Source organism: Streptomyces sp. NPDC058459 (genome assembly GCF_042721685.1).
Classification (GTDB): Bacteria; Actinomycetota; Actinomycetes; order Streptomycetales; family Streptomycetaceae; genus Streptomyces.
The window spans coordinates 33,179-52,612 of sequence record NZ_JBHXLV010000004.1; the positions used below are offsets into that span (position 1 = coordinate 33,179).

19 protein-coding genes are annotated in these 19,434 nt (G+C 72.9%); 8 read left to right on the forward strand and 11 right to left on the reverse strand.

The features are described from left to right. Window positions 1–37: 37 nt before the first annotated feature. On the forward strand, window positions 38–1,111 hold the full coding sequence (locus tag ACFWN1_RS01855) for a small ribosomal subunit Rsm22 family protein (protein WP_384357090.1): 1,074 nt from the start codon (window positions 38–40) through the stop codon (window positions 1,109–1,111). 151 nt (window positions 1,112–1,262) lie between these two features. Further along, on the forward strand, window positions 1,263–2,006 hold the full coding sequence (locus ACFWN1_RS01860; protein WP_384357092.1) for a bifunctional DNA primase/polymerase: 744 nt from the start codon (window positions 1,263–1,265) through the stop codon (window positions 2,004–2,006). Window positions 2,007–2,035: 29 nt separating this feature from the next. Here the strand turns inward: ACFWN1_RS01860 and ACFWN1_RS01865 are convergent, their stop codons facing one another. The 4 genes from ACFWN1_RS01865 to efeO all read right to left on the reverse strand — a co-directional run bounded on the left by ACFWN1_RS01865 (window position 2,036) and on the right by efeO (window position 6,397). Continuing rightward, entirely contained in the window at window positions 2,036–3,028 is a 993-nt protein-coding gene (locus ACFWN1_RS01865) for a hypothetical protein (RefSeq protein ID WP_384357094.1), read from the reverse strand. Between the two features lie 77 nt (window positions 3,029–3,105). Beyond that, window positions 3,106–3,951, reverse strand: coding sequence for an iron uptake transporter permease EfeU (gene efeU / locus ACFWN1_RS01870; RefSeq protein WP_384357096.1), 846 nt, complete (start codon window positions 3,949–3,951; stop codon window positions 3,106–3,108). Between the two features lie 3 nt (window positions 3,952–3,954). Next, window positions 3,955–5,211: an iron uptake transporter deferrochelatase/peroxidase subunit gene (efeB, locus tag ACFWN1_RS01875; protein WP_384357098.1), complete on the reverse strand. Its 1,257-nt coding sequence runs from the start codon at window positions 5,209–5,211 to the stop codon at window positions 3,955–3,957. Window positions 5,212–5,260: 49 nt separating this feature from the next. After that, window positions 5,261–6,397 carry an iron uptake system protein EfeO gene (gene efeO / locus ACFWN1_RS01880; protein WP_384357100.1) on the reverse strand — a complete coding sequence of 379 codons (1,137 nt, stop codon included), beginning with the start codon at window positions 6,395–6,397 and terminating at the stop codon, window positions 5,261–5,263. A 214-nt stretch (window positions 6,398–6,611) separates the two neighbouring features. Between efeO and ACFWN1_RS01885 the strand changes: the two genes are divergently transcribed. After that, entirely contained in the window at window positions 6,612–7,301 is a 690-nt protein-coding gene (locus ACFWN1_RS01885) for a PhzF family phenazine biosynthesis protein (RefSeq protein WP_384357102.1), read from the forward strand. A 4-nt stretch (window positions 7,302–7,305) separates the two neighbouring features. On the opposite strand, the gene map is transcribed toward ACFWN1_RS01885, so the two are convergent. Then, complete coding sequence (gene map, locus ACFWN1_RS01890) at window positions 7,306–8,163, reverse strand: type I methionyl aminopeptidase (protein WP_384357104.1); 858 nt, start codon at window positions 8,161–8,163, stop codon at window positions 7,306–7,308. 58 nt (window positions 8,164–8,221) lie between these two features. Here map and ACFWN1_RS01895 point away from each other — a divergent pair, with 58 nt between their 5' ends. Beyond that, window positions 8,222–8,452 (forward strand): hypothetical protein, encoded by a 231-nt coding sequence (locus ACFWN1_RS01895; protein WP_384357106.1) that lies wholly within the window; start codon window positions 8,222–8,224, stop codon window positions 8,450–8,452. 38 nt (window positions 8,453–8,490) lie between these two features. On the opposite strand, the gene ACFWN1_RS01900 is transcribed toward ACFWN1_RS01895, so the two are convergent. After that, window positions 8,491–9,087: a hypothetical protein gene (locus tag ACFWN1_RS01900; protein WP_384357108.1), complete on the reverse strand. Its 597-nt coding sequence runs from the start codon at window positions 9,085–9,087 to the stop codon at window positions 8,491–8,493. A gap of 127 nt (window positions 9,088–9,214) precedes the next feature. Here ACFWN1_RS01900 and npdG point away from each other — a divergent pair, with 127 nt between their 5' ends. Together npdG and ACFWN1_RS01910 are read left to right on the forward strand one after the other, a co-directional pair. Then, a complete protein-coding gene (gene npdG / locus ACFWN1_RS01905; RefSeq protein ID WP_384357110.1) occupies window positions 9,215–9,952 on the forward strand; it encodes an NADPH-dependent F420 reductase in 738 nt (245 codons plus the stop codon). A 64-nt stretch (window positions 9,953–10,016) separates the two neighbouring features. Further along, window positions 10,017–10,229, forward strand: coding sequence for a hypothetical protein (locus ACFWN1_RS01910; RefSeq protein WP_384357112.1), 213 nt, complete (start codon window positions 10,017–10,019; stop codon window positions 10,227–10,229). Here ACFWN1_RS01910 and ACFWN1_RS01915 read toward each other — a convergent pair. After that, on the reverse strand, window positions 10,219–11,019 hold the full coding sequence (locus ACFWN1_RS01915) for a site-2 protease family protein (RefSeq protein WP_384357114.1): 801 nt from the start codon (window positions 11,017–11,019) through the stop codon (window positions 10,219–10,221). The two genes, ACFWN1_RS01910 and ACFWN1_RS01915, sit on opposite strands and share 11 nt — an antisense overlap. A gap of 181 nt (window positions 11,020–11,200) precedes the next feature. Between ACFWN1_RS01915 and ACFWN1_RS01920 the strand changes: the two genes are divergently transcribed. Next, window positions 11,201–14,482, forward strand: a complete 3,282-nt coding sequence (locus ACFWN1_RS01920; protein WP_384357116.1) for a BTAD domain-containing putative transcriptional regulator — start codon at window positions 11,201–11,203, stop codon at window positions 14,480–14,482. A gap of 17 nt (window positions 14,483–14,499) precedes the next feature. On the opposite strand, the gene ACFWN1_RS01925 is transcribed toward ACFWN1_RS01920, so the two are convergent. Genes ACFWN1_RS01925 through ACFWN1_RS01935 form a run of 3 tightly spaced genes read right to left on the reverse strand, consistent with a single transcriptional unit; the run spans window position 14,500 to window position 17,262 of the window. After that, window positions 14,500–15,324 (reverse strand): ABC transporter permease, encoded by an 825-nt coding sequence (locus tag ACFWN1_RS01925; RefSeq protein ID WP_384357118.1) that lies wholly within the window; start codon window positions 15,322–15,324, stop codon window positions 14,500–14,502. Continuing rightward, window positions 15,321–16,346: an ATP-binding cassette domain-containing protein gene (locus ACFWN1_RS01930; protein ID WP_384357120.1), complete on the reverse strand. Its 1,026-nt coding sequence runs from the start codon at window positions 16,344–16,346 to the stop codon at window positions 15,321–15,323. Before ACFWN1_RS01930 ends, ACFWN1_RS01925 begins: the two co-directional genes overlap by 4 nt. After that, window positions 16,270–17,262: a nucleotide sugar dehydrogenase gene (locus ACFWN1_RS01935; RefSeq protein WP_384357122.1), complete on the reverse strand. Its 993-nt coding sequence runs from the start codon at window positions 17,260–17,262 to the stop codon at window positions 16,270–16,272. Before ACFWN1_RS01935 ends, ACFWN1_RS01930 begins: the two co-directional genes overlap by 77 nt. Between ACFWN1_RS01935 and ACFWN1_RS01940 the strand changes: the two genes are divergently transcribed. Beyond that, window positions 17,158–18,324, forward strand: coding sequence for a transcriptional regulator (locus ACFWN1_RS01940; protein WP_384357194.1), 1,167 nt, complete (start codon window positions 17,158–17,160; stop codon window positions 18,322–18,324). The two genes, ACFWN1_RS01935 and ACFWN1_RS01940, sit on opposite strands and share 105 nt — an antisense overlap. A 141-nt stretch (window positions 18,325–18,465) precedes the next feature. On the opposite strand, the gene panB is transcribed toward ACFWN1_RS01940, so the two are convergent. Further along, a complete protein-coding gene (gene panB, locus ACFWN1_RS01945) occupies window positions 18,466–19,329 on the reverse strand; it encodes a 3-methyl-2-oxobutanoate hydroxymethyltransferase (protein ID WP_384357124.1) in 864 nt (287 codons plus the stop codon). Window positions 19,330–19,434: the final 105 nt, after the last annotated feature.

The window sequence follows — 19,434 nt, forward strand, 5'->3', positions numbered from 1 at the left end:
CCGGGGTACCCCTGCCCGCACCTGAGAGAATCAGCGGGTGAACGCCCCCACCCCCACCGCCGACACCCTCCGCTCCACCCTCGCCGGGGTGCTGGACGGGTTGCCGCCCAGGCAGGCGGCGTCCGCCGTCGAGCGGCTCATCGCCAACTACCGGGGAGACACCCCGACGAACGCGCCGATCCTGCGGGACCGCGCCGATGTGGCGGCCTACGCCGCGTACCGGATGCCCGCGACGTTCGAGGCGGTGCGCTCCGCGCTCGGGGCGTTCGCGGACGCGGTGCCCGGGTGGGCGCCCGGCAGCCATGTGGACATCGGGGGCGGGACGGGCGCCGCGACCTGGGCCGTGGCCGCCACCTGGGACGGGGAACGCCCGGTCACCGTGCTGGACTGGGCCGAGCCCGCGCTCGCCCTCGGCCGGGAGATCGCCGGGGCGCACCCCGCGCTGCGCGGCGCCGAGTGGCGGCGGGCCCGTATCGGCTCCGCGCTGGAGCTGCCGCCCACCGACCTGGTCACCGTGTCCTACGTCCTCAACGAGCTGTCCGGGCCCGACCGCGCCGCCCTCGTCGGCGCCGCCGCCGGTGCCGCGAGGTCCGTCGTCCTCGTGGAGGCGGGCACCCCGGCGGGGTACGAGCGGATCATCGAGGCCCGCGACCGGCTGATCGCGGCCGGGTTCCGGATCGCCGCGCCCTGCCCGCACAGCGCGCCGTGCCCGATCGTGCCCGGCGCCGACTGGTGCCACTTCGCCGCGCGGGTCAGCCGATCCTCGCTGCACCGCCAGGTCAAGGGCGGCTCACTGGCGTACGAGGACGAGAAGTTCAGCTACGTCGCCGCCACCCGGCTGCCCGCCGACCCGGCCCCGGCCCGTGTCGTCCGGCGCCCGCAGCTCCGTAAGGGGCAGGTGCTGCTCGATCTCTGCGAGGCGGACGAGCGGCTGCGGCGGACGACCGTCACCAAGCGGCACGGCGAGCTGTACAAGGCGGCCCGCGACGCCGGGTGGGGCGACGCCTGGCCCCCGCCGGGCGACGACCGGCCCGCCTCGCCGTCCCCCCGCCGGCCGGCCGGGGTCGCGTCACCCCTGGCCACACCCTCGGTGCGGCGAGCCCCGCGCTGACCTTCGTCCACGTCTCCGGCGAGGGTACGGAGAGTTCCGGCACGGGCCGCCTCTCGCCGAGTTCCCTCATATCCGCGCTCGGGCTCCCCGGGGCGCGGGGAGGTGGGACGATGAGGCATGCTGTCCGCACCACAGCGAGGCGAGGGGACAGATGAGCGCGACGTTCGGCGGCCGGTCCGGCCGGCGGGGCAGGATCTCCCAGTGGCTGCGTGGACGGCGTCCCAAGGAGGAACTTGCCGCTGACGGCGGCCGGGAGCCGCTGCTGCTCGCCACCGCGCGGGCCGGGCTGCCGCTCGCGCCCGCCGCGTATCCCGCCCCCGGTTACGGCTGTTCCTGCGACCGCGTCGGCTGTCCCACCCCGGCCCGGCACCCGGTGTCCTTCGCCTGGCAGACCCAGTCGACCACCGACCGCGCCCAGATCGAGCGATGGGCCCGCGACCAGCCCGAGGCCAACTTCGTCACCGCCACCGGCATGACCCACGACGTCCTCGACGTGCCCCTCGACGCCGGGCGGGCCGCCCTCGGCCGGCTCCTCGGCGAAGGCGTCGAGGTCGGCCCGGTCGCCGAGAGCGACGACGGCCGCATGCTGTTCTTCACCCGGACCCGCGGCACCCCCGAGGACGAGAACGAGTGGTGGCCCTGCGAACTGGACTGCCACCCCGAGACCATGGACGAGCACCCCGGCCTGCGCTGGCACTGCCGGGGCTCCTACGTCCTCGTACCCCCCGCCCGCCTCCCCGGCGACACCGACCGCGGAGTGCGCTGGGTACGCGGCCCGGAACACGCGCTGCCGGAGCCCCTGACCCTGCTGGAGTCCCTCACCGACGCCTGCGCCAAGCACGCCGGCACCGAGCCCGACCACCACGCCGGCACGGCCTGGCCCTCCCGCCGCTGAGCGGAACCGCACCCGGCCGCGGGCCCGCTCTACCCGCCCTGCGCCGCCGTGAGCCCCTGTACCCGCCCCAGCACCGACACCGGCCCCCCGCCGGCGGGATCGAGCGCGGCCTGGTCGGAGATGAACTCCAGGGTCAGGGACTGCTTCACCTCGCCCTTGGTCAGCGCCCGTACGTCCTGGTTCGGTACGGCCACCGAAGTCCCGGCGGCAGCCGTCCGCTTCTCGAAGTGCCGCGAGGCGAAGAAGACCAGCGCCCCGCCGTCCGTGGTGCGCAGCGCCAGCGGCGCGAAGTCGTCACGGATCAGCGGCTCGTCGACGTACTGCCGCACCAGCCCCGGCCTGCGCGCCTGCCGGGCGCGGACCGCACGCCAGCCGCTGGTGCCGGGGCCGTCGGCGAACGTCTTCCCGCCGACCCGCAAGTACGCCGCGTACCGCGCGCTCAGCTCGCCAGGCGGGACCGCCTCACCGGTGGAGCCGGCGGGCACCGCCTCGGCCCAGCCGCCCGCGTCGAGGCGGAACCCCGGCACCTGGGCGGGCGGGACCAGTGTCACGTAGGACACCCGCCACGGCTCGTCGAGCCCCCGGCGGAGGAACACCATCAGCCAGCGCGCGCCGCCGCCCCTGCTGCCCTCGGCGTCCGCGACGAACCAGCGGGGCCAGCCCGGCTTCTTCGGGATCGTGAACTTCGCGTCGGTCAGGGTCAGCGGGGTGTGCCGGGCGTTGCCGCCCGGGTTGTTGGCGTGGCCCGCCCTCAGCCGGGCGGAGTCGATCGCGGCGAACGCCCCGGTGACATGCCCGGCGTCCAGGGAGCCGTCGAAGGCCCGGTCGGCCCTGTTGTAGGCGTCCGTGAACCCCGTCAGCGCGCGGGCGGCCTCGCCGCGGGAGGCGGCGGGCAGCATCTCCCGCTCGCCGTGCACGACGACACAGCCGCCGGCCGTCAGCGTCCAAGCGGTCAGCGAGGCCGCTATGAGTGACCTCCGGTTCCGGCCGCGTAGCCCGCGGCCGCTGCGATCCCTGCTCATGAGGCGGCTTCACCTTCCCCTTCCCGGAGGCGAACCCTACCGGGAGGCGGAGAGGCCCGACCCCCCCCCCGAGGCGTCTACTCCGCCGAGCCGGCGGTGGCCGCCTCGACGGTGCGGCCCGGGAGACGGGAGGGGAGCAGGAACAGGGTGAGCACCGGCACCACATACAGCAGCCAGACCGTGATCTGCACGACCGTCGGGTCCGGCTGGAAGTTGAACACGCCCTTGAGGAGCGTCCCGTACCAGCTGTCCGGCGGGATCGTGTCGCTGATGTCGAAGGCCAGGTCCGTCAGCCCCGGTACCCAGCCGGCCTCCTGGAGGTCGTGCACGCCGTACGCCAGCACGCCCGCCGCGACGACGACCAGCATCCCGCCGGTCCAGGTGAAGAACTTCGCCAGGTTGATGCGCAGCGCGCCCCGGTAGAACAGCCAGCCCAGCAGCACCGCCGTGGCGATGCCGAGGGCGACGCCGATCAGCGGGCGCGGGGTGCCGTCGCTCGCCGCGTGCACCGACGCCCAGACGAACAGCGCGGTCTCCAGCCCCTCCCGGCCCACGGCCAGGAACGCGGTCGCGACCAGCGCGCCCGTGCCCATGGCGAGGGCGGCGTCGAGACGGCCGTGCAGCTCGGACCTGAGATGCCGGGCGGTGCGCCGCATCCAGAACACCATCCACGTCACCAGGCACACCGCGACGATGGACAGCGAGCCGCCCAGCGCCTCCTGGGCCTGGAACGTCAGCTCCTGCGAGCCGAACTCCAGCGCGCAGCCGAAGCCCAGCGCGAGCGCCACCGCGATGGCGATGCCGGTCCAGATCGGCTTCAACGCCTCCCGGCGGCCGGTCTTGACCAGATAGGCGATCAGGATGCAGACGACGAGCGACGCCTCAAGACCCTCGCGCAGACCGATCAGGTAGTTGGAGAACACGGACTACGCCTCCTTGGAGAACAGCGCCCGGCCCCACCAGTCGGCGGAGTCACGGACACCGGGCGGGACCGCGAAGACCGCCGAACCCACGTGCTGGATGTACTCGTTGAGCGCGTCGTGCGCGGAGAGCCGGCGCTGGAGCGGGATGAACCCCTCGCGCACGTCACGCTGGTAGGCCAGGAAGAACAGGCCCGCGTCCAGGCGGCCGAGCCCGTCCGTGCCGTCGGTGAAGGAGTAGCCCCGGCGCAGGATGGTGGTCCCGTCGTTGGAGTCGGGGTGGGCGAGCCGCACATGGGCGTCCGGCTTCATCGCCTTCAGGAACGGCGCGTCGTGCTCCTTCGCCTTGCCGGCCGGCGCGCCCTCGCCCTTGTCCCGGCCGAACACGTCCTCCTGCTCCTGGAGCGAGGTCCGGTCCCAGGTCTCGATGTTCATCCGGATGCGCCGGGCCACCAGATACGAACCGCCGGTCATCCAGGCCGACTTGGCGTCCTCGTCCGACCCGGACACCCAGACGTGCCGGTCCAGCCGGGCGGTCTCGGTGCCGGCGATGTTGCGGGTGCCGTCCTTGAAGCCCATCAGGTTGCGCGGGGTCTGGGCGTCCGGCGTGGTCGAGGAGGTCTTGCCGAACCCCAGCTGGGACCAGCGCACGGCGACCTTGCCGAAGCCGACGCGGGCCAGATTGCGGATGGCGTGCACCGCCACCTGCGGATCGTCCGCGCACGCCTGCACACAGAGGTCGCCCCCGGTACGGGAGCCGTCGAGGTTGTCGCCGGGGAACTTCGGCAGGTCCGCCAGCGCGGCCGGCCGCCGGTCCGCGAGCCCGAACCGCTCGAAGAGCGAGGGCCCGAAGCCCAGGGTGAGCGTCAGCCGGGAGGGGCTCAGCCCCAGCGCCTCGCCGGTGTCGTCCGGCGGGGCCTCGGCGAGCCCGCCGTACGCGCCCTCGCCGACCGGCTTCCCCGCAGTCATCAGCCGGGCCGCCGCCGTCCAGTCCTTCAGCAGCTGGACGAACTCGGCGCGGTCGTCCGTCTTCACGTCGAACGCGGCGAAGTGCAGCCGGTCCTGCACCGGGGTCGCGATGCCCGCCTGGTGGCTGCCGTGGAACTCCACGGCGGCGCCGCCCGTACCGCCCGGCGCCGGGTCCAGCCGGCCGTCCGACAGCGCCACACCGCCGCCCGCCGCCGCGGCGCCGAGCGCGAGCCCGGCACCGCCCCAGCCGATCAGCGCACGCCGCGAGGGTCCGCCGCGCTCGTTCTCGGTCATCGTCCGTCCGCTCCCGTACCTGCTCGACCTGCCCGACCTTTTCGACTGCCTACTTGACGACCGCGGCCGCGAGCTTGGAGAGCGGCTCGGCCAGCGCGTTCACCGCGTCGGACAGCTCCTTGCGCTGGTCCTTGCCGACCTTGTCGTAGGAGACGAAGTCGTAGGAGTCCTGCGCGGGGCGGTACTTGTCCAGCAGCTTGTCCAGCGCCGCGAACTGCTTGTCCAGCTCGCCGGTGAGCGCCGCGTCGTTCTTGGCGGCGGCCGGCTTCAGCAGCTCGTACGCCTTCTGCGCGCCCTCGACGTTGCCCTTGAAGTCGACCAGGTCGGTGTGCGAGTAGCGGTCCTCCTCGCCGGTGACCTTGCCGGTCGCGACCTCGTCCAGCAGCTCCTTGGCGCCGTTGGCCATCGAGGTCGGGGTGATCTCGGCCTTGCCGACGCGCTGCTGCCAGTCCTTGAGGTCGGTCATCAACTGCGCGGCGAGCTTCTTGTCCTCGGCGCCGATCTTCCCGTCCTGCCAGAGGGACTTCTCCAGCCGGTGCCAGCCGGTCCACTTCTGGCCGTCCTCCAGACCGTCGGCACGGGTGTCGACCAGGGGGTCGATGTCGCCGAAGGACTCGGCCACCGGCTCGGTGCGCTCCCAGCCGAGACGGGAGGGCGCGTACGCCTTCTTCGCGGCGGCGAGGTCACCGGCCTGGACGGCCTTGGCGAACGTCTCGGCCAGCGGGACCGTCTCGTCGGCCTGGTCCTGCGCGTACTGGCGGTATCCCGCGACCGCCGCGTCCAGCGCCGGGTTCCGCTTCGCGGCCTTGCCCGAGCCGGTCACGTCCAGCTTCTGCCGGACGCCGTGGCCCTTCATGCCGGGCCGGCAGGCGATCTCGTACGAGCCCGCCTTCACCTCGGCGGTCAGCGTGTACTTGGTGCCCGGCCCGATGTTCTCCTTCTCGGAGACGATCCGGTCGTCCGGGAAGACGATCTCGACCTCGGTGGCGCGCGAGCCCTTGTTCTCGATCTTCAGCGTGACCTGGCCGGCCGGCACGGACTTGGCGGAGGTGTCGCACTTGGTGTCCGCCGCGGTGACCCGGATGGCGTCGCCGTCCTTGGCGTCGCTCTTGGCGGTGCACGCCGACAGGGCGGTCAGCGCGGCAGCCGCGGTGGCGGCGATCGCGATCGGACGGACGGCTCGCATAACGGGCTCCATGCGGTCGAGGCGGAATGAACCCGCCCGTTCATTTTGGTGAGGCTTGCCTAACTTACCCGACCCTTAGTCTGCCCGTCCCGGCCCCCTGCCGGATTCGGGCCGCACGAAAAGATCACAGACACGACTTGATGTCAGCATTGCAAAAACGATCCCAAGCAAAGGCAAAGAGCACCCCAAGCGGTCACGATGCTTCAATGCACCGGTGACTGACTACGACGTACTCCGGGTCTTCTGCGGCCCCTCGGGCGGCTACGGGAACGAGCTGGGCGTCGTCCGCGACGGCTCGCGGGTACCCGCGCGGGACGACCGGCAGGCGCTCGCCGCCCGGCTCGGCTTCAGCGAGACCGTGTTCGTGGACGACCCCGAGCGCGGAGTGATCGACATCTACACCCCCGGCTCCCGGCTGCCCTTCGCCGGGCACCCCTGCGTCGGCACCGCCTGGCTGCTGGACGTGCCCGAACTGGTCACGCCCGCCGGGGAGGTCGGCACCCGGCTGGACGGCGAGTTCACCTGGATCGAGGCCCGCGCCGAGTGGGCCCCGCCGCGCACCCTGCGCCAGTACGCGAGCGCCGCCGAGGTCGACGCCCTCGACGTCCCCCCGCCCGGCGAGTGGCTCTATGCCTGGGCCTGGGAGGACGAGGCCGCGGGCCGGGTGCGGGCCCGCGCCTTTCCCGGCCGCGTCGATGAGCGCGGCGACAGCCGCTCCAGTGGAGCCGGTGCTCGCACCGGGGGCATCACCGAGGACGAGGCGACCGGCGCTGCCGCCCTGCTCCTCACCGACCGCCTCGGCCGCGCCCTCAACATCACCCAGGGCCGCGGCTCCCAGCTCCTCACCGCCCCCCAGCCGCACGGCTGGGTGGAGGTCGGCGGCCGGGTCGTGCTGGAGCGCTGACGGCTCAGGGAAGGGTCAGGATGTCCGCGCCGGTGTCCGTCACCACGAGGGTGTGCTCGAACTGGGCAGTGCGCTTGCGGTCCTTGGTCAGCACGGTCCAGCCGTCGTCCCACATGTCGTACTCGTGGGTGCCGAGCGTCAGCATCGGCTCGATGGTGAAGGTCATGCCGGGCTGGATGACCGTGGTGGCGTGCGGGGAGTCGTAGTGCGGGACGATCAGCCCGGAGTGGAACGACGAGTTGATGCCGTGCCCGGTGAAGTCCCGCACCACGCCGTAGCCGAAGCGCTTGGCGTAGGACTCGATGACCCGGCCGATGATGTTGAGCTGCCGGCCCGGCCTGACCGCCTTGATCGCCCGGTTCAGCGTCTCACGCGTGCGCTCCACCAGCAGCCGGGACTCGTCGTCCACCTCGCCCACGAGATAGGTGGCGTTGTTGTCGCCGTGCACCCCGCCGATGTACGCGGTCACGTCCAGGTTGACGATGTCGCCGTCCCGGAGCACCGTCGAGTCCGGGATGCCGTGGCAGATGACCTCGTTCACCGAGGTGCACAGCGACTTCGGGAAGCCCCGGTAACCGAGGGTGGACGGGTAGGCGCCGTGGTCGCACATGTAGTCGTGCGCGACCTTGTCCAACTGGTCCGTGGTGACACCGGGGGCGATGATCTTCGCCGCCTCCGCCATCGCCCGCGCGGCGATCCGGCCGGCGACGCGCATCGCCTCGACGGTCTCCGCGTTCTGCACCTCCGGACCGGTGTACGGGGTGGGGGCGGGTTTTCCGACATACTCCGGGCGCCGGATGTTCCCGGGCACCGGGCGGGTGGGGGAGAGTTCCCCTGGTACGAGCAGTGACTGGCCAGACATGCCAGCGAGTCTAACCAGCGGGCATGGGGGAACATGTGGGTGGCGAGAGGAGCCGTTGATGTCCGTGTTCAAGAAGCGCACCCAGGGCAAGCCGGGCGAGTGGTACTACTGCCTGGAGCACAAGAAGGTCGAGGAGGGCCCCGACTGTCCCGGCAAGGACCGTTTCGGCCCCTACGCCTCCCCGGACGAGGCGCGCCACGCGATGGACACCGCCGACGAGCGCAACCGCGAGTGGGAGAACGACCCGCGCTGGCACGACACCCCGGCCGGAGAGTCCGACAAGGACTGACCTGGCGCTGCCCCGCCGCAGGGGCGGCTCCGGGCTCCTCACCAGGGCGCGGCGGGAGGCGCCGTCAGGGTCTCCGCGAGCCGGGACAGCCGGTCCCGGAAGCCCCGGCGGGCCCTCGGCGGGCCCGCGTTCTCCCCGGCCGCCGCGCTGACCAGGTGCTGCACACTGTCCAGGTCCAGCTCCGCGCCGTCCGGCACCGCCAGCGTCTCGTGCGCCATCGCCGCCAGCTCCCCGCCGCCCGCCCCCAGCGCCAGTACCGTCACCCCGGCCCGGCGCGCGGTGTGCACCCGCTCCAGCAGCTCGGCCGGCTCCTCCGGCGCCACCACGAGCAGGGTCTCGCCGCGCCGGGCCTCCGCGATCCGGCCGGGTCCCACCGCCAGCTGCGCCGGGTCACCGGGGCGGGCGTGGTGCCGGACCAGGGTGGGGGCCAGCTCGGGCGTGCCGGACCAGGCCGCCTCGTCCACCAGGTGCGCGGCCAGGTGCCAGGGCTCGTAGGCCTCGGTGCCCGCCAGCAGCAGTCCGCCGCCGTGCGCGGTCACCGAGCCGCGCAGCACCCCCGCGAACCTCCGTGTCGCTCCCAACCACTCGGTCCCGGCGAGCACTTCGCGCAGCAGCGCGACCCGTACGGCGTCCATGCGGCCGCATCCTGCCGCAACCGGTCACTCCCGCACCGCAGTTCACGCGCGGTTCACCCCTGCGGGTACCGCGCGACGCGGCCCATCCTCACCGGGTACGTCCGCCCGGCGGACGTAGAGTCGGCCCATGACCTCCAGCGACAGCGCACAGCAGAGCGGTACCGGTTCTGCCAAGGACCCCGCGAAGGCCCCCGCCAAGGACCCCTGGGACCTGCCCGACGTCTCCGGGCTGACCGTCGGCGTGATCGGCGGCACCGGGCCGCAGGGCAAGGGCCTCGCCTACCGGCTCGCCAAGGCCGGGCAGCGGGTGATCGTCGGCTCGCGGTCGGCCGAGCGGGCGCACACCGCCGCCGGGGAGCTGGGCCACGGTGTCGAGGGCGCCGACAACGCCGAGACCGCGCGCCGCAGCGACATCGTGATCGTCGCCGTGCCGTGGGAAGGCCACGCCGACACCCTGAAGTCGCTCCGCGAGGACCTCGCCGGCAAGCTCGTCGTCGACTGCGTCAACCCGCTCGGCTTCGACAAGCAGGGCGCCTACGCGCTCACCGTGGAGGAGGGCAGCGCCGCCCAGCAGGCCGCCGCCCTGCTCCCGGACTCCCGCGTCACCGCCGCCTTCCACCACCTCTCCGCCGTCCTCCTGGAGGACCCGGAGATCGGCGAGATCGACACCGACGTGATGGTCCTCGGCGACAGGCGCGCCGACACCGACCTCGTGCAGGCCCTCGCCGGCCGCATCCCCGGCATGCGGGGTGTCTTCGCCGGGCGGCTGCGCAACGCCCACCAGGTCGAGGGGCTCGTCGCCAACCTGATCTCCACCAACCGCCGCTACAAGGCGCACGCCGGGCTGCGCGTCACCGACGTGTGACGGCACCCGGGCCCGATGGGGGACACTGGTCGAGTAGCAGTGTCCCCCGACAGGAGCCGGCCCCATGCCCCGCATCGCCCTCGTCACCCTCGCCGTCTGCGTGCTCGCCGTGGCCGCTGCCGTCGTGTCCTTCGTCCAGGGCAGCTGGCTGGGGATCATCTGGGTGCTGCTGGCGGGCCTGACGTCCAACATGACGTTCCTCTACGTCAAGCGCGGCCGGGGCAGGTCCGGCACCGGCAGCGGTTCCGGCACGGGCAGCGGTTCCGTCACGGGATGACCGAGCACACCTGCGGGGTCTCGGACCAGAAACGGTACAGGTAGGAGCCGCAGTCCGAGAAGGCGCCGTCCACGCCCAGCGCGCTCAGCAGGGTGTAGATCACGTCGAAGAACGCCTGGTTGACCGAGGGCACCCACAGCAGCGCGAACACGATCAGCAGACCGAACGGGGCGATCGGCTCCACCTGCCGCTTGATCCCGTCCGACAGCCAGGGCTCGATCACCCCGTAGCCGTCCAGACCCGGCACCGGCAGGAAGTTCAGGACAGCCGCGGTGACCTGGAGCAGGGCGAGGAACGCCAGCGCGTACCGGAAGTCGCGCGGGACGCCGTCCAGCGCGTGCAGCCAGAACGGCGCCGTGCACACCGCCGCGAACAGCACGTTCGTCAGCGGGCCCGCCGCCGAGATCAGGCTGTGCCGCCAGCGGCCCCTGATCCGGTTCCGCTCGATGAAGACCGCGCCGCCGGGCAGACCGATCCCGCCCATGATCACGAACAGCACCGGCAGGACGACGCTCAGCAGGGCGTGCGTGTACTTCAGCGGGTTCAGCGTCAGATAGCCCTTGGCCCCTATCGAGATGTCCCCGCTGTGCAGGGCGGTACGGGCGTGCGCGTACTCGTGCAGACACAGCGAGACGATCCACGCGGCCGTCACGAACAGGAACACCGCGAGCCCCGGCTGCGCCGCGAACCCCGTCCAGGTCGCCCACCCGGTCACCGCCGCGATGGCCACGATGCCGGCGAACACGGGACTGATCCGGCGGTCGCCGGTACGGGAGAGGGCGGTGGTCATGGGGCTCCTGACTGCTTGGGGTGCCGAGGGTGCCGGGGGCGCCGGGCCGCTCGGCGTGCCGGGGTGTCGAGGGTCGACCGTACCGGTGATGTGAAGGGAACGTCCCGGTCCCGCCCCCTGGTTCCGGTCCGCACCCGCCTCACCGAAACCCGGAGGCGCCCCGGCCGCGTCCCCAGGGACAATGGACCCCGTGCGCTATCGGCTACTCGGCACCACCCAGGCTCTCCGTCCGGACGGCACCAGCGTCCCCGTCGGCGGGGCGCGGCTGCGCGCGCTGCTGACGGTGCTCGCGCTGCGGGCGGGACGGACCGTACCGGCCGGGGTGCTGGTCGACGAGGTGTGGGGCGCCGAGCCGCCCGCCGACGCGCAGGGCGCCCTGCAGGCACTGGTCGGGCGGCTGCGCCGGGTGCTCGGGGCCGGCGCGGTCGCCTCCGCGGACGGCGGCTACCGGCTCACCGTCGCCTCCGACGACGTGGACCTCGCCCGCTTCGACCGGCTCATCGCCGACGGCCTGCGCGCCCTCGCCGACGCCGACCCGGCCAAGGCCGCCGTCCTCCTGGACGACGCCCTCGCCCTGTGGCGCGGTCCGGTCCTCGCCGACCTGCCCGACCGCACCGCCGACGCGGCCCGCTGGGAGACCCGCCGGCTGGACGCGCTGCGCGCCCGGCACACCGCCGCGCTCGCCCTCGGGCAGGCCGAGGCCGCCCTGCCCGAGCTGGCCGCCCTGTGCGACGAGCACCCCCTGGACGAACCCCTGCAGGCCCTCAGGCTGCGCGCCCTGCGCGACACCGGCCGCACCGCCCAGGCGCTGGCCGCGTACGAGGAGGTACGGCGGCTGCTGGCCGACCGGCTGGGCGCCGACCCCGGCGGCGAGCTGCGCGCCCTGCACGCCGAGCTGCTGGCCGGCGGCGGGCCCGGTCCGGTGCAGCCGGCCCCGGCCCCGGCCGCGCCCCGGACCGCGCCGGGCAACCTGCCCGCCCGGCTGACCTCCTTCGTCGGCCGGGAGCCCGACATCGCCGCCATCGGCGCCGACCTCGCCGCCTCCCGGCTGGTCACCCTGCTCGGCCCCGGCGGCGCGGGCAAGACCCGGCTCTCGATCGAGGCCGCCGAAGCGGTCCGGGACACCGCGCCCGACGGCGCCTGGCTCGCCGAACTCGCGCCCGTGGACGACCCCGACGCCGTACCGCAGGCCGTGCTCACCGCCATCGGCGCCCGCGAGACCGTGCTGCACGGCGCGGGCGTCGAGGGCGTGCGCGCCGCCTCCGACCGCTGGGGCGACCCCGTCGAGCGGCTGGTGGAGCACTGCGGGCGGCGCCGGATGCTGATCATCCTGGACAACTGCGAGCACGTCGTGGACGCCGCCGCCCGCCTCGCCGAACGCCTGCTGGCCGACTGCCCGCGCCTCACCGTCCTCGCCACCAGCCGCGAACCCCTGGGCGTACCGGGGGAGTTGCTCAGGCCCGTCGAGCCGCTGCCCGAGCCGGTCGCGCTGCGGCTGCTCGGTCACCGCGGCGCGGCAGCCCGCCCCGGCTTCACGGTGGCCGACGACCCGGACGCGTGCGCCGAGATCTGCCACCGCCTGGACGGCCTGCCCCTGGCCATCGAGCTGGCGGCTGCCCGGCTGCGCGTGCTGACCCCGCGCCAGATCGCGGACCGGCTGGACAACCGGTTCCGGCTGCTCACCTCCGGCAGCCGCACCGTACTGCCCCGCCAGCAGACCCTGCGCGCCGTGGTCGACTGGTCCTGGGACCTGCTCGACTCCGACGAACGCGATGTCCTTGGCAGGCTGTCGGTGTTCGCGGGCGGCTGCGACCTGGCCGCCGCCGAGGCCGTCTGCGGTCCCGTCGCGCTGGACGCCCTCGGCTCCCTCGTCGACAAGTCCCTGCTGGTGGCCGCCCCTTCGGCCGGCTCCGGGATGCGCTACCGGCTGCTGGAGACCGTCGCCGAGTACGCCGCCGACCGGCTGGACGAGAGCGGTGAGCGCGCCGCCGTCGAGCGCGCCCACCTCACCTACTACCGCGAACTCGCCCGCACCACCGACCCGTTGCTGCGCGGCCCGCGTCAGCGCGAGGCGATCGACCGCATCCAGCTGGAGTACGAGAACCTGCGCACCGCGCTGCGGCACGCCGTCGACCTGCGCGACGAGCAGGAGGGGCTGTGCATGGTGCTGTCCCTGGTCTGGTACTGGCAGATGCGGGACCAGCGCCTGGAGGTACGGGCGTGGTGCGAGGAGGTCATGGCGCTCGGCCCCGACCCGTTCGCGGAGCCGCCCGCGCCCGCCGAGCCGGTGTGGACGCGCAGCACCGACGCCCCTCCCCCGCTGACCGGGGAGGACCTGACCGAGGCCCGGCGCGGACTGCACCTCGCCCATCTGGCCTGCATGGACATCGACACGGAGGGGTGGCAGAACCCGGCGGCACGGGACAAACTGGCCGCCGTCACCGAGGTCTACCGCCCCGGCCTGCCCCAGACCTGCCGCTCACCCGGCATGCTCTGGTGGTTCGCGGAGATGCTCGTGCACGGTGTCGCCAGGCTGCCCGAGATCACCGACGCCACCGTACGCACCTGCCGGGAGACCCCGGGCTACGAGTGGGAACTGGCCGGCGCCCTCCAGACCCGCGCCAACCTGCTCGCCAACCGCGCCACCTGGGCGGGCGACGCCACCCGCGACGCGGATGAGGCGCTGGAGATCTACCGGCGCCTCGGCGACGACTGGGGGCTGGCCGAGGCGCTGTCCGCGCGCGGCGAGGCCCATGAGCGCAAGGGCAGGTACCACGAGGCCGCCGCCGACTACGAGGACGCCATGGCGCACGCCGAACACCTCGGCGCCCGCGCCCAGCTGGCCGTCCTCGGCGCCCGCCTCGGCAACGTGCTCATGGAGGCGGGGGAGGAGGAGCGCGGCGAACGACTGCTGCGCGACGTCGTCCACGAGCTGGACGGCAGGCACAGCGAAGCCATGCCCGTGGCCCGGCTCCATCTGGCGTCCTGGCTCCTCGCCACCGGGAGGACCGCCGGAGCGCGCGAACAACTCAGCCTGCTGCGGGATGAGTTCACGCTCTCCCGGTTCGTCGTCTTCGACGCCATGATCCTCGCCCAGGAAGGCTGGCTGGACGCCGAGGAAGGTCACACGGAACGCTCGCTGCACGCGGTCCGCCGCGCCCTGGAGCTGGCCGGTGACCCGCTGTGCGAGGTCGTCGTCCCGCAGATGCCGACCGTCTGCCTCACGGTCGCGGCGCTCGCCCTGGCCCTCGCCGACGACGGGGCCCGCGCCGTGGACGCCGCCCGCTGCCTGGGCGCCTCGGTGGCCCTGATGCCGGAGGGGCATCTGCGCCCGCAGGTGGAGCAGCGGGCGTACGACCGCACCGCGGCCCGACTCCGCGAACTGCTCGGCGGGGCGGCGTTCGACGCCGCGTACGCCGAGGGCGGTGGCCTCTCCCTCGCGGAGGCCGCCGCCCTGGTGTGAACCTGAACCGGTGAACGTCAGGTCTTGGTGCGGAACTTGTGGATGGCGACCGGCGCCATCACCGCGGTGATCCCCACCGACCAGGCGACCGTCACCCACAGGTCGTGCGCCACGGGGCCGCCCACCATCAGACCGCGCGCCGCGTCCGCGAGCGTGGACAGCGGGTTGTAGTCGGTGAACGCCTGGAGCCAGCCGGGCATCGACTTCGTCGGCGCGAAGATGGACGAGCCGAACTGGAGCGGGAACAGCACCAGGAAGCCCATCGCCTGCACGGACTGCGCGCTCTTCATCACCACGCCCAGGGTGAGGAACACCCACATGATCGAGGACGCGAACAGCGTGGCCAGGCCCACGGTGGCGAAAAGGCCCGGCCAGCTCGTGAAGTCGAAGCCGACCAGCGCGGCGACGACCATCAGCACGGCCGTGGCGAACAGCATCCGGCCCAGCTCCACCGCGAGCTTGGCGAACAGCACCGAGCCGCGGCCGATCGGCAGCGAGCGGAACCGGTCCATGACCCCGCTGTTGAAGTCCTGGCTGAAGCCGGTGCCGACGCCCTGCGACATGGTCATGCTCATCATCGCCAGCATGCCGGGGATGACGTACTGCACGTACTGGTCCTGGCCGCCGCCGAGGGCCTGGCCGATGGAACCGCCGAAGACGAACACGAACAGCAGGGTGAAGACGACGGGCATCAGCAGCGCGTCGAACATCGACTCCGGGTCCTGCTTGATCCACAGCAGGTTGCGGCGGACCAGCGCGCCGGTGTGCCTCAGGTGGCCGCGCAGGGTGATACGGGAGTCCGCGAGCGGGACGGGCGGGACGGTCGTGGTTGCGGCGCTCATACGGCGACCTCTTCGCGGGTCTCGGCGGGCTCGGCGTCCTGCGGGGCACTGGCGCGGTGGCCGGTGAGCGAGAGGAACACCTCGTCCAGGCTGGGGAGTTCGGTGACGATGGAGGAGATGGTGATACCGCGTGCGGTGACCGCGCCGACGACCGCCGTGAGCTGTTCGTCGCTGAGGATCGGCACCAGCAGGGTGCCGGTCTGGTGGTCCACGGTGGTGGTGGCCAGGCCGGTGATGCCCAGCTCGTCCAGCGTGGTGGCGAGCGGCTCCAGCTGGAGCGGGTCGATGGGGCGTACGCGCAGGGTGCGGCCGCCGACCTTCGCCTTCAGCTCCTCGATCCGGCCGCCCGCGATGACCTTGCCCCGGTCCACCACGGTCAGCTCGGAGGCGAGCTGCTCGGCCTCCTCCATGTACTGGGTGGTGAGCAGCACGGTCACACCGTCGCCGACCATCGCCTTCACCTCGTCCCACACCTCGTTGCGGGTGCGGGGGTCGAGGCCGGTGGTGGGCTCGTCCAGGAACAGCACCTGGGGGCGCCCGATCATGGAGGCGGCCAGGTCCAGGCGCCGCCGCATGCCGCCGGAGTAGGTGGAGGCGGGGCGCTTGGCCGCCTCGGTCAGGGAGAAGCGCTCCAGCAGCTCGTCCGCACGGCGGCGGGCGTCCTTGCGGGACAGGTCCAGCAGCCGGCCGATCATGTACAGGTTCTCCCAGCCGGGCAGCTTCTCGTCCACCGAGGCGTACTGCCCGGTCAGCCCGATCACCCGGCGCAGCTGCCGGGGCTGCCGTACGGCGTCGTACCCGGCCACCAGCGCCTCGCCGGCGTCCGGGGTGATCAGGGTCGACAGAATGCGGACGAGGGTGGTCTTCCCGGCACCGTTCGGCCCGAGCACCCCCATCACGGTCCCCTCCCGGACCTCCAGGTCGACCCCGTCCAGCGCCTTGGTCTCACCGTAGTGCTTGACCATCCCCCGCACGGACACGGCGGAACGGCCGCCGCCGGGGTTGTCTTCGATTCGCGTCATGGACAGCACGATGCCAGGAGCCACCGACAATCCACCGACAGCGGACCGACATGAGCCCGAGGGGCACGTCCGTACGCCGCTCGTTGATCACCTCTGCGGCCCGGAGGAGGGAGGCGGCGGCGTCGGCGCCGAGGGCCCGCGCGGAGGCGGTGAAGGCGCGTACGTCCTTGGGCAGGCACCCGCCGCCATAACCGATGCCCGGACGCATACCCCCGCTGCCGATCCGCGGGTCGATGCCGAGGATGTCCACGATCTTGGCGACATCACCGCCTGCGGCCTCACACATGTCGGCGACAGCGTTGATGTAGCTGATCTTCAGGCCGAGGTACGTGTTCGCGGCGCCCTTGGCCAGTTCGGCGGTCTGAGGGTCGGTGATGAAGATCGGCACACCGGCGTCGATGATCCCGGCGTACACGGCGCGGACCGCCTTCTCGCCCTCCGCCGTGGTGACTCCGGCGATGAGGCGGTCCGGGCGCAGGGTGTCCTCCACGGCATGGCCTTCGCGTAGGAACTCGGGGTTCCACACGACCTCCACACCCTTCCCCGCCGGGGCGAGCCGCTGGGTGAGGGCGGTGACCTGCGCGGTGGTGCCTACGGAGACCGTGCTCTTGCCCACGATCGTGCACGGTCGGCCGAGATGCGGGGCGAGCTTGCGGATCGCGCCGAAGACCTGCGCGGTGTCGTACGAGCGGCCGTTCGTCTCTGGGTGTCGGAAGAGGCCCGTTCCTGTGTGCGGGAGCAGGATCCAGGCGGCCTGATCCGGATCGGCCGGGTGGGACGTGGCTGGCGTCTGGAGGATCTCGGTGCCCAGATCGGCTGTTCGGCCGCCACCGTCTCCCGGCTGGAGCGCAGAGGGCGGAAGGCCGACTTCGACATGCTCATGAGTGCCGCCAGAGCCGTGGAAATCCCGGCGCATGTCCTGGCTGCGTCACTCGGCTTAACAAGCGTCCCAGCGGCTAGAGTTGCGTGGGACGGGCCACGCTGTGCCGAGGAGGACCCCATGCGCCGCCGCAGGTTGCTCGCCGCCACCGGCCTGGCGGTTCCAGCCTCCCTCCTGGCGGGGATGAGCGACGCACTGGCGAGCATTCCCGATCCCACCGGATCACCGGTACCTCTCGACTCGCGGCTGGCCGCCGCCTGCGGACTCTTCGACGCCGGACAGAACTCCGAGCTGCTGCGGGTACTGCCGGGTCTGCTCGCCGATGCCGATCACGCCGTGTCACCCGCACACGAGGAGATGGCGCTCGCCCGCCTCTCGACCACCTACAGTCTGGCCGGCCGGGTACTGACGAAGGTCGGCCGCTACGGGGACTCCCGGCTCGCCGCGGATCGTGCGGCGCTGTACGCGGAGTGGTCCGGGTCGCCGCTCGCGGCCGCTGCCGCGGCTCGGGAGTTGAGCATCGTGTTGCGCCACCAGGACCAGCCCGCCGCTGCCGAGCGTCACATCCTTGACGCCGTGGCCAAGGTCGAGGAGACCGGGCTACGAACGGACGCGCAGCGCTCGGCATACGCACAGATGCTGTGCACCACCTCTTACACCGCAGCACGTGCCGGGGGCCGTGACCAGGCCCTCACCATGATCCGCGATGCCGCGCGGGCCGCTCGCGCCCTTCCTGATGTGACTCCGAGGGGGCGACTCTTCCCCATCACCTCGGCAGCGGTGGGCTTGTACTCCGTCGGAGTGCACTGGGCCCTTGGCGACGCGGGCGCCGCGCTGGAGGCCGGCCGTGGTCTGCACGAGCGGCAGTTCAGCACCGCCGAGCGGAAAGGCAGGATGCACACCGACCTCGGGCGGGCGTGGTGGCAGTGGGGTAAGGCGGAGCAGACAGCCGCCGAACTGCTGTCGGCGGTACGCGTCTCCCCGGGCGAAGTCCGTGACCGGCCCGCGATCCGGCAGATCGTCAACGACCTGCGATCCCGTCACCCTCGGGTGACGGGCGTGCGCGAACTGGTGGCGGCCGCGGGCGCGGCGGAGTAGATCGCCGCAGGTCCGGCGCCGGAGTCTGTTCCTCGCACGCCGAGGACAGTGGTCTGGTCAGAGACTCCCCGGCGGGCCCGAAGAGGGCAGCCCGCCGACAGGGGGAAGATCGGCGGGCTGCCCCGGGTGGTGCCGCAGTGGCTAGTGGACGGAGTGTTCGTCCAGCGGGAACGTTCCGCCGACGACGTCCTCCGCGAAGGACTTCGCCGCGTCGCCCATGACCTCACGGAGCGCCGCGTACTTCTTGACGAACTTCGGGACCCGGCCCGGGGTCAGCCCCAGCATGTCGGTCCAGACGAGGACCTGCGCGTCGGTGTCCGGGCCGGCGCCGATACCGACCGTCGGGATGTGCAGCACCCGCGTCACCTCGGCCGCCAGCTCCGCCGGGACCAGTTCCAGCACGACCGCGAACGCGCCCGCGTCCTGCACCGCCTTGGCGTCGCGCAGCAGCTGCTGCGCAGCCTCCTCGCCGCGCCCCTGGACCCGGTAGCCCATGGCGTTGACGGACTGCGGGGTGAGGCCGATGTGGGCCATCACCGGGATGCCGGACTCCACCAGCAGCCGGATCTGTTCGTGCGACCGCTCGCCGCCCTCCAGCTTGACCGCGCCCACCCCGGCCTCCTTTACCAGCCGGGTCGCCGAGCGCAGCGCCTGCACCGGGCCCTCCTGGTAGGAGCCGAAGGGGAGGTCGCCGACGATGAGGGCACGGCTGGTGCCGCGTACCACGGCGGCGGAGAGCATGGTCATCTCGTCGAGGGTGACGGGTACGGTCGTCTCGTAGCCGAGATGGCAGTTGCCCGCCGAGTCGCCGACGAGGAGGACCGGGATGCCGGACTCGTCGAAGACGGAGGCGGTCATGGCGTCGTAGGCGGTGAGCATGGGCCACTTCTCGCCCCGCTCCTTGGCGAGGGCGATGTCGCGGACCGTGATGCGGCGGGTGCCCTTTCCTCCGTACAGCGTCGTGCCGTCGGAGGGCTTCGTCCGGGCAGCCGAGAGCTGCGTCATGGCAACGGCTCCTTCAGTTCATCTCGAGGCGCCCTTTCGGCGTCCCCGGATCGTCTCCATGGTGGCACTTCGTGCCGGGGGTGGCCAGGGGGACCCCCGGACCCG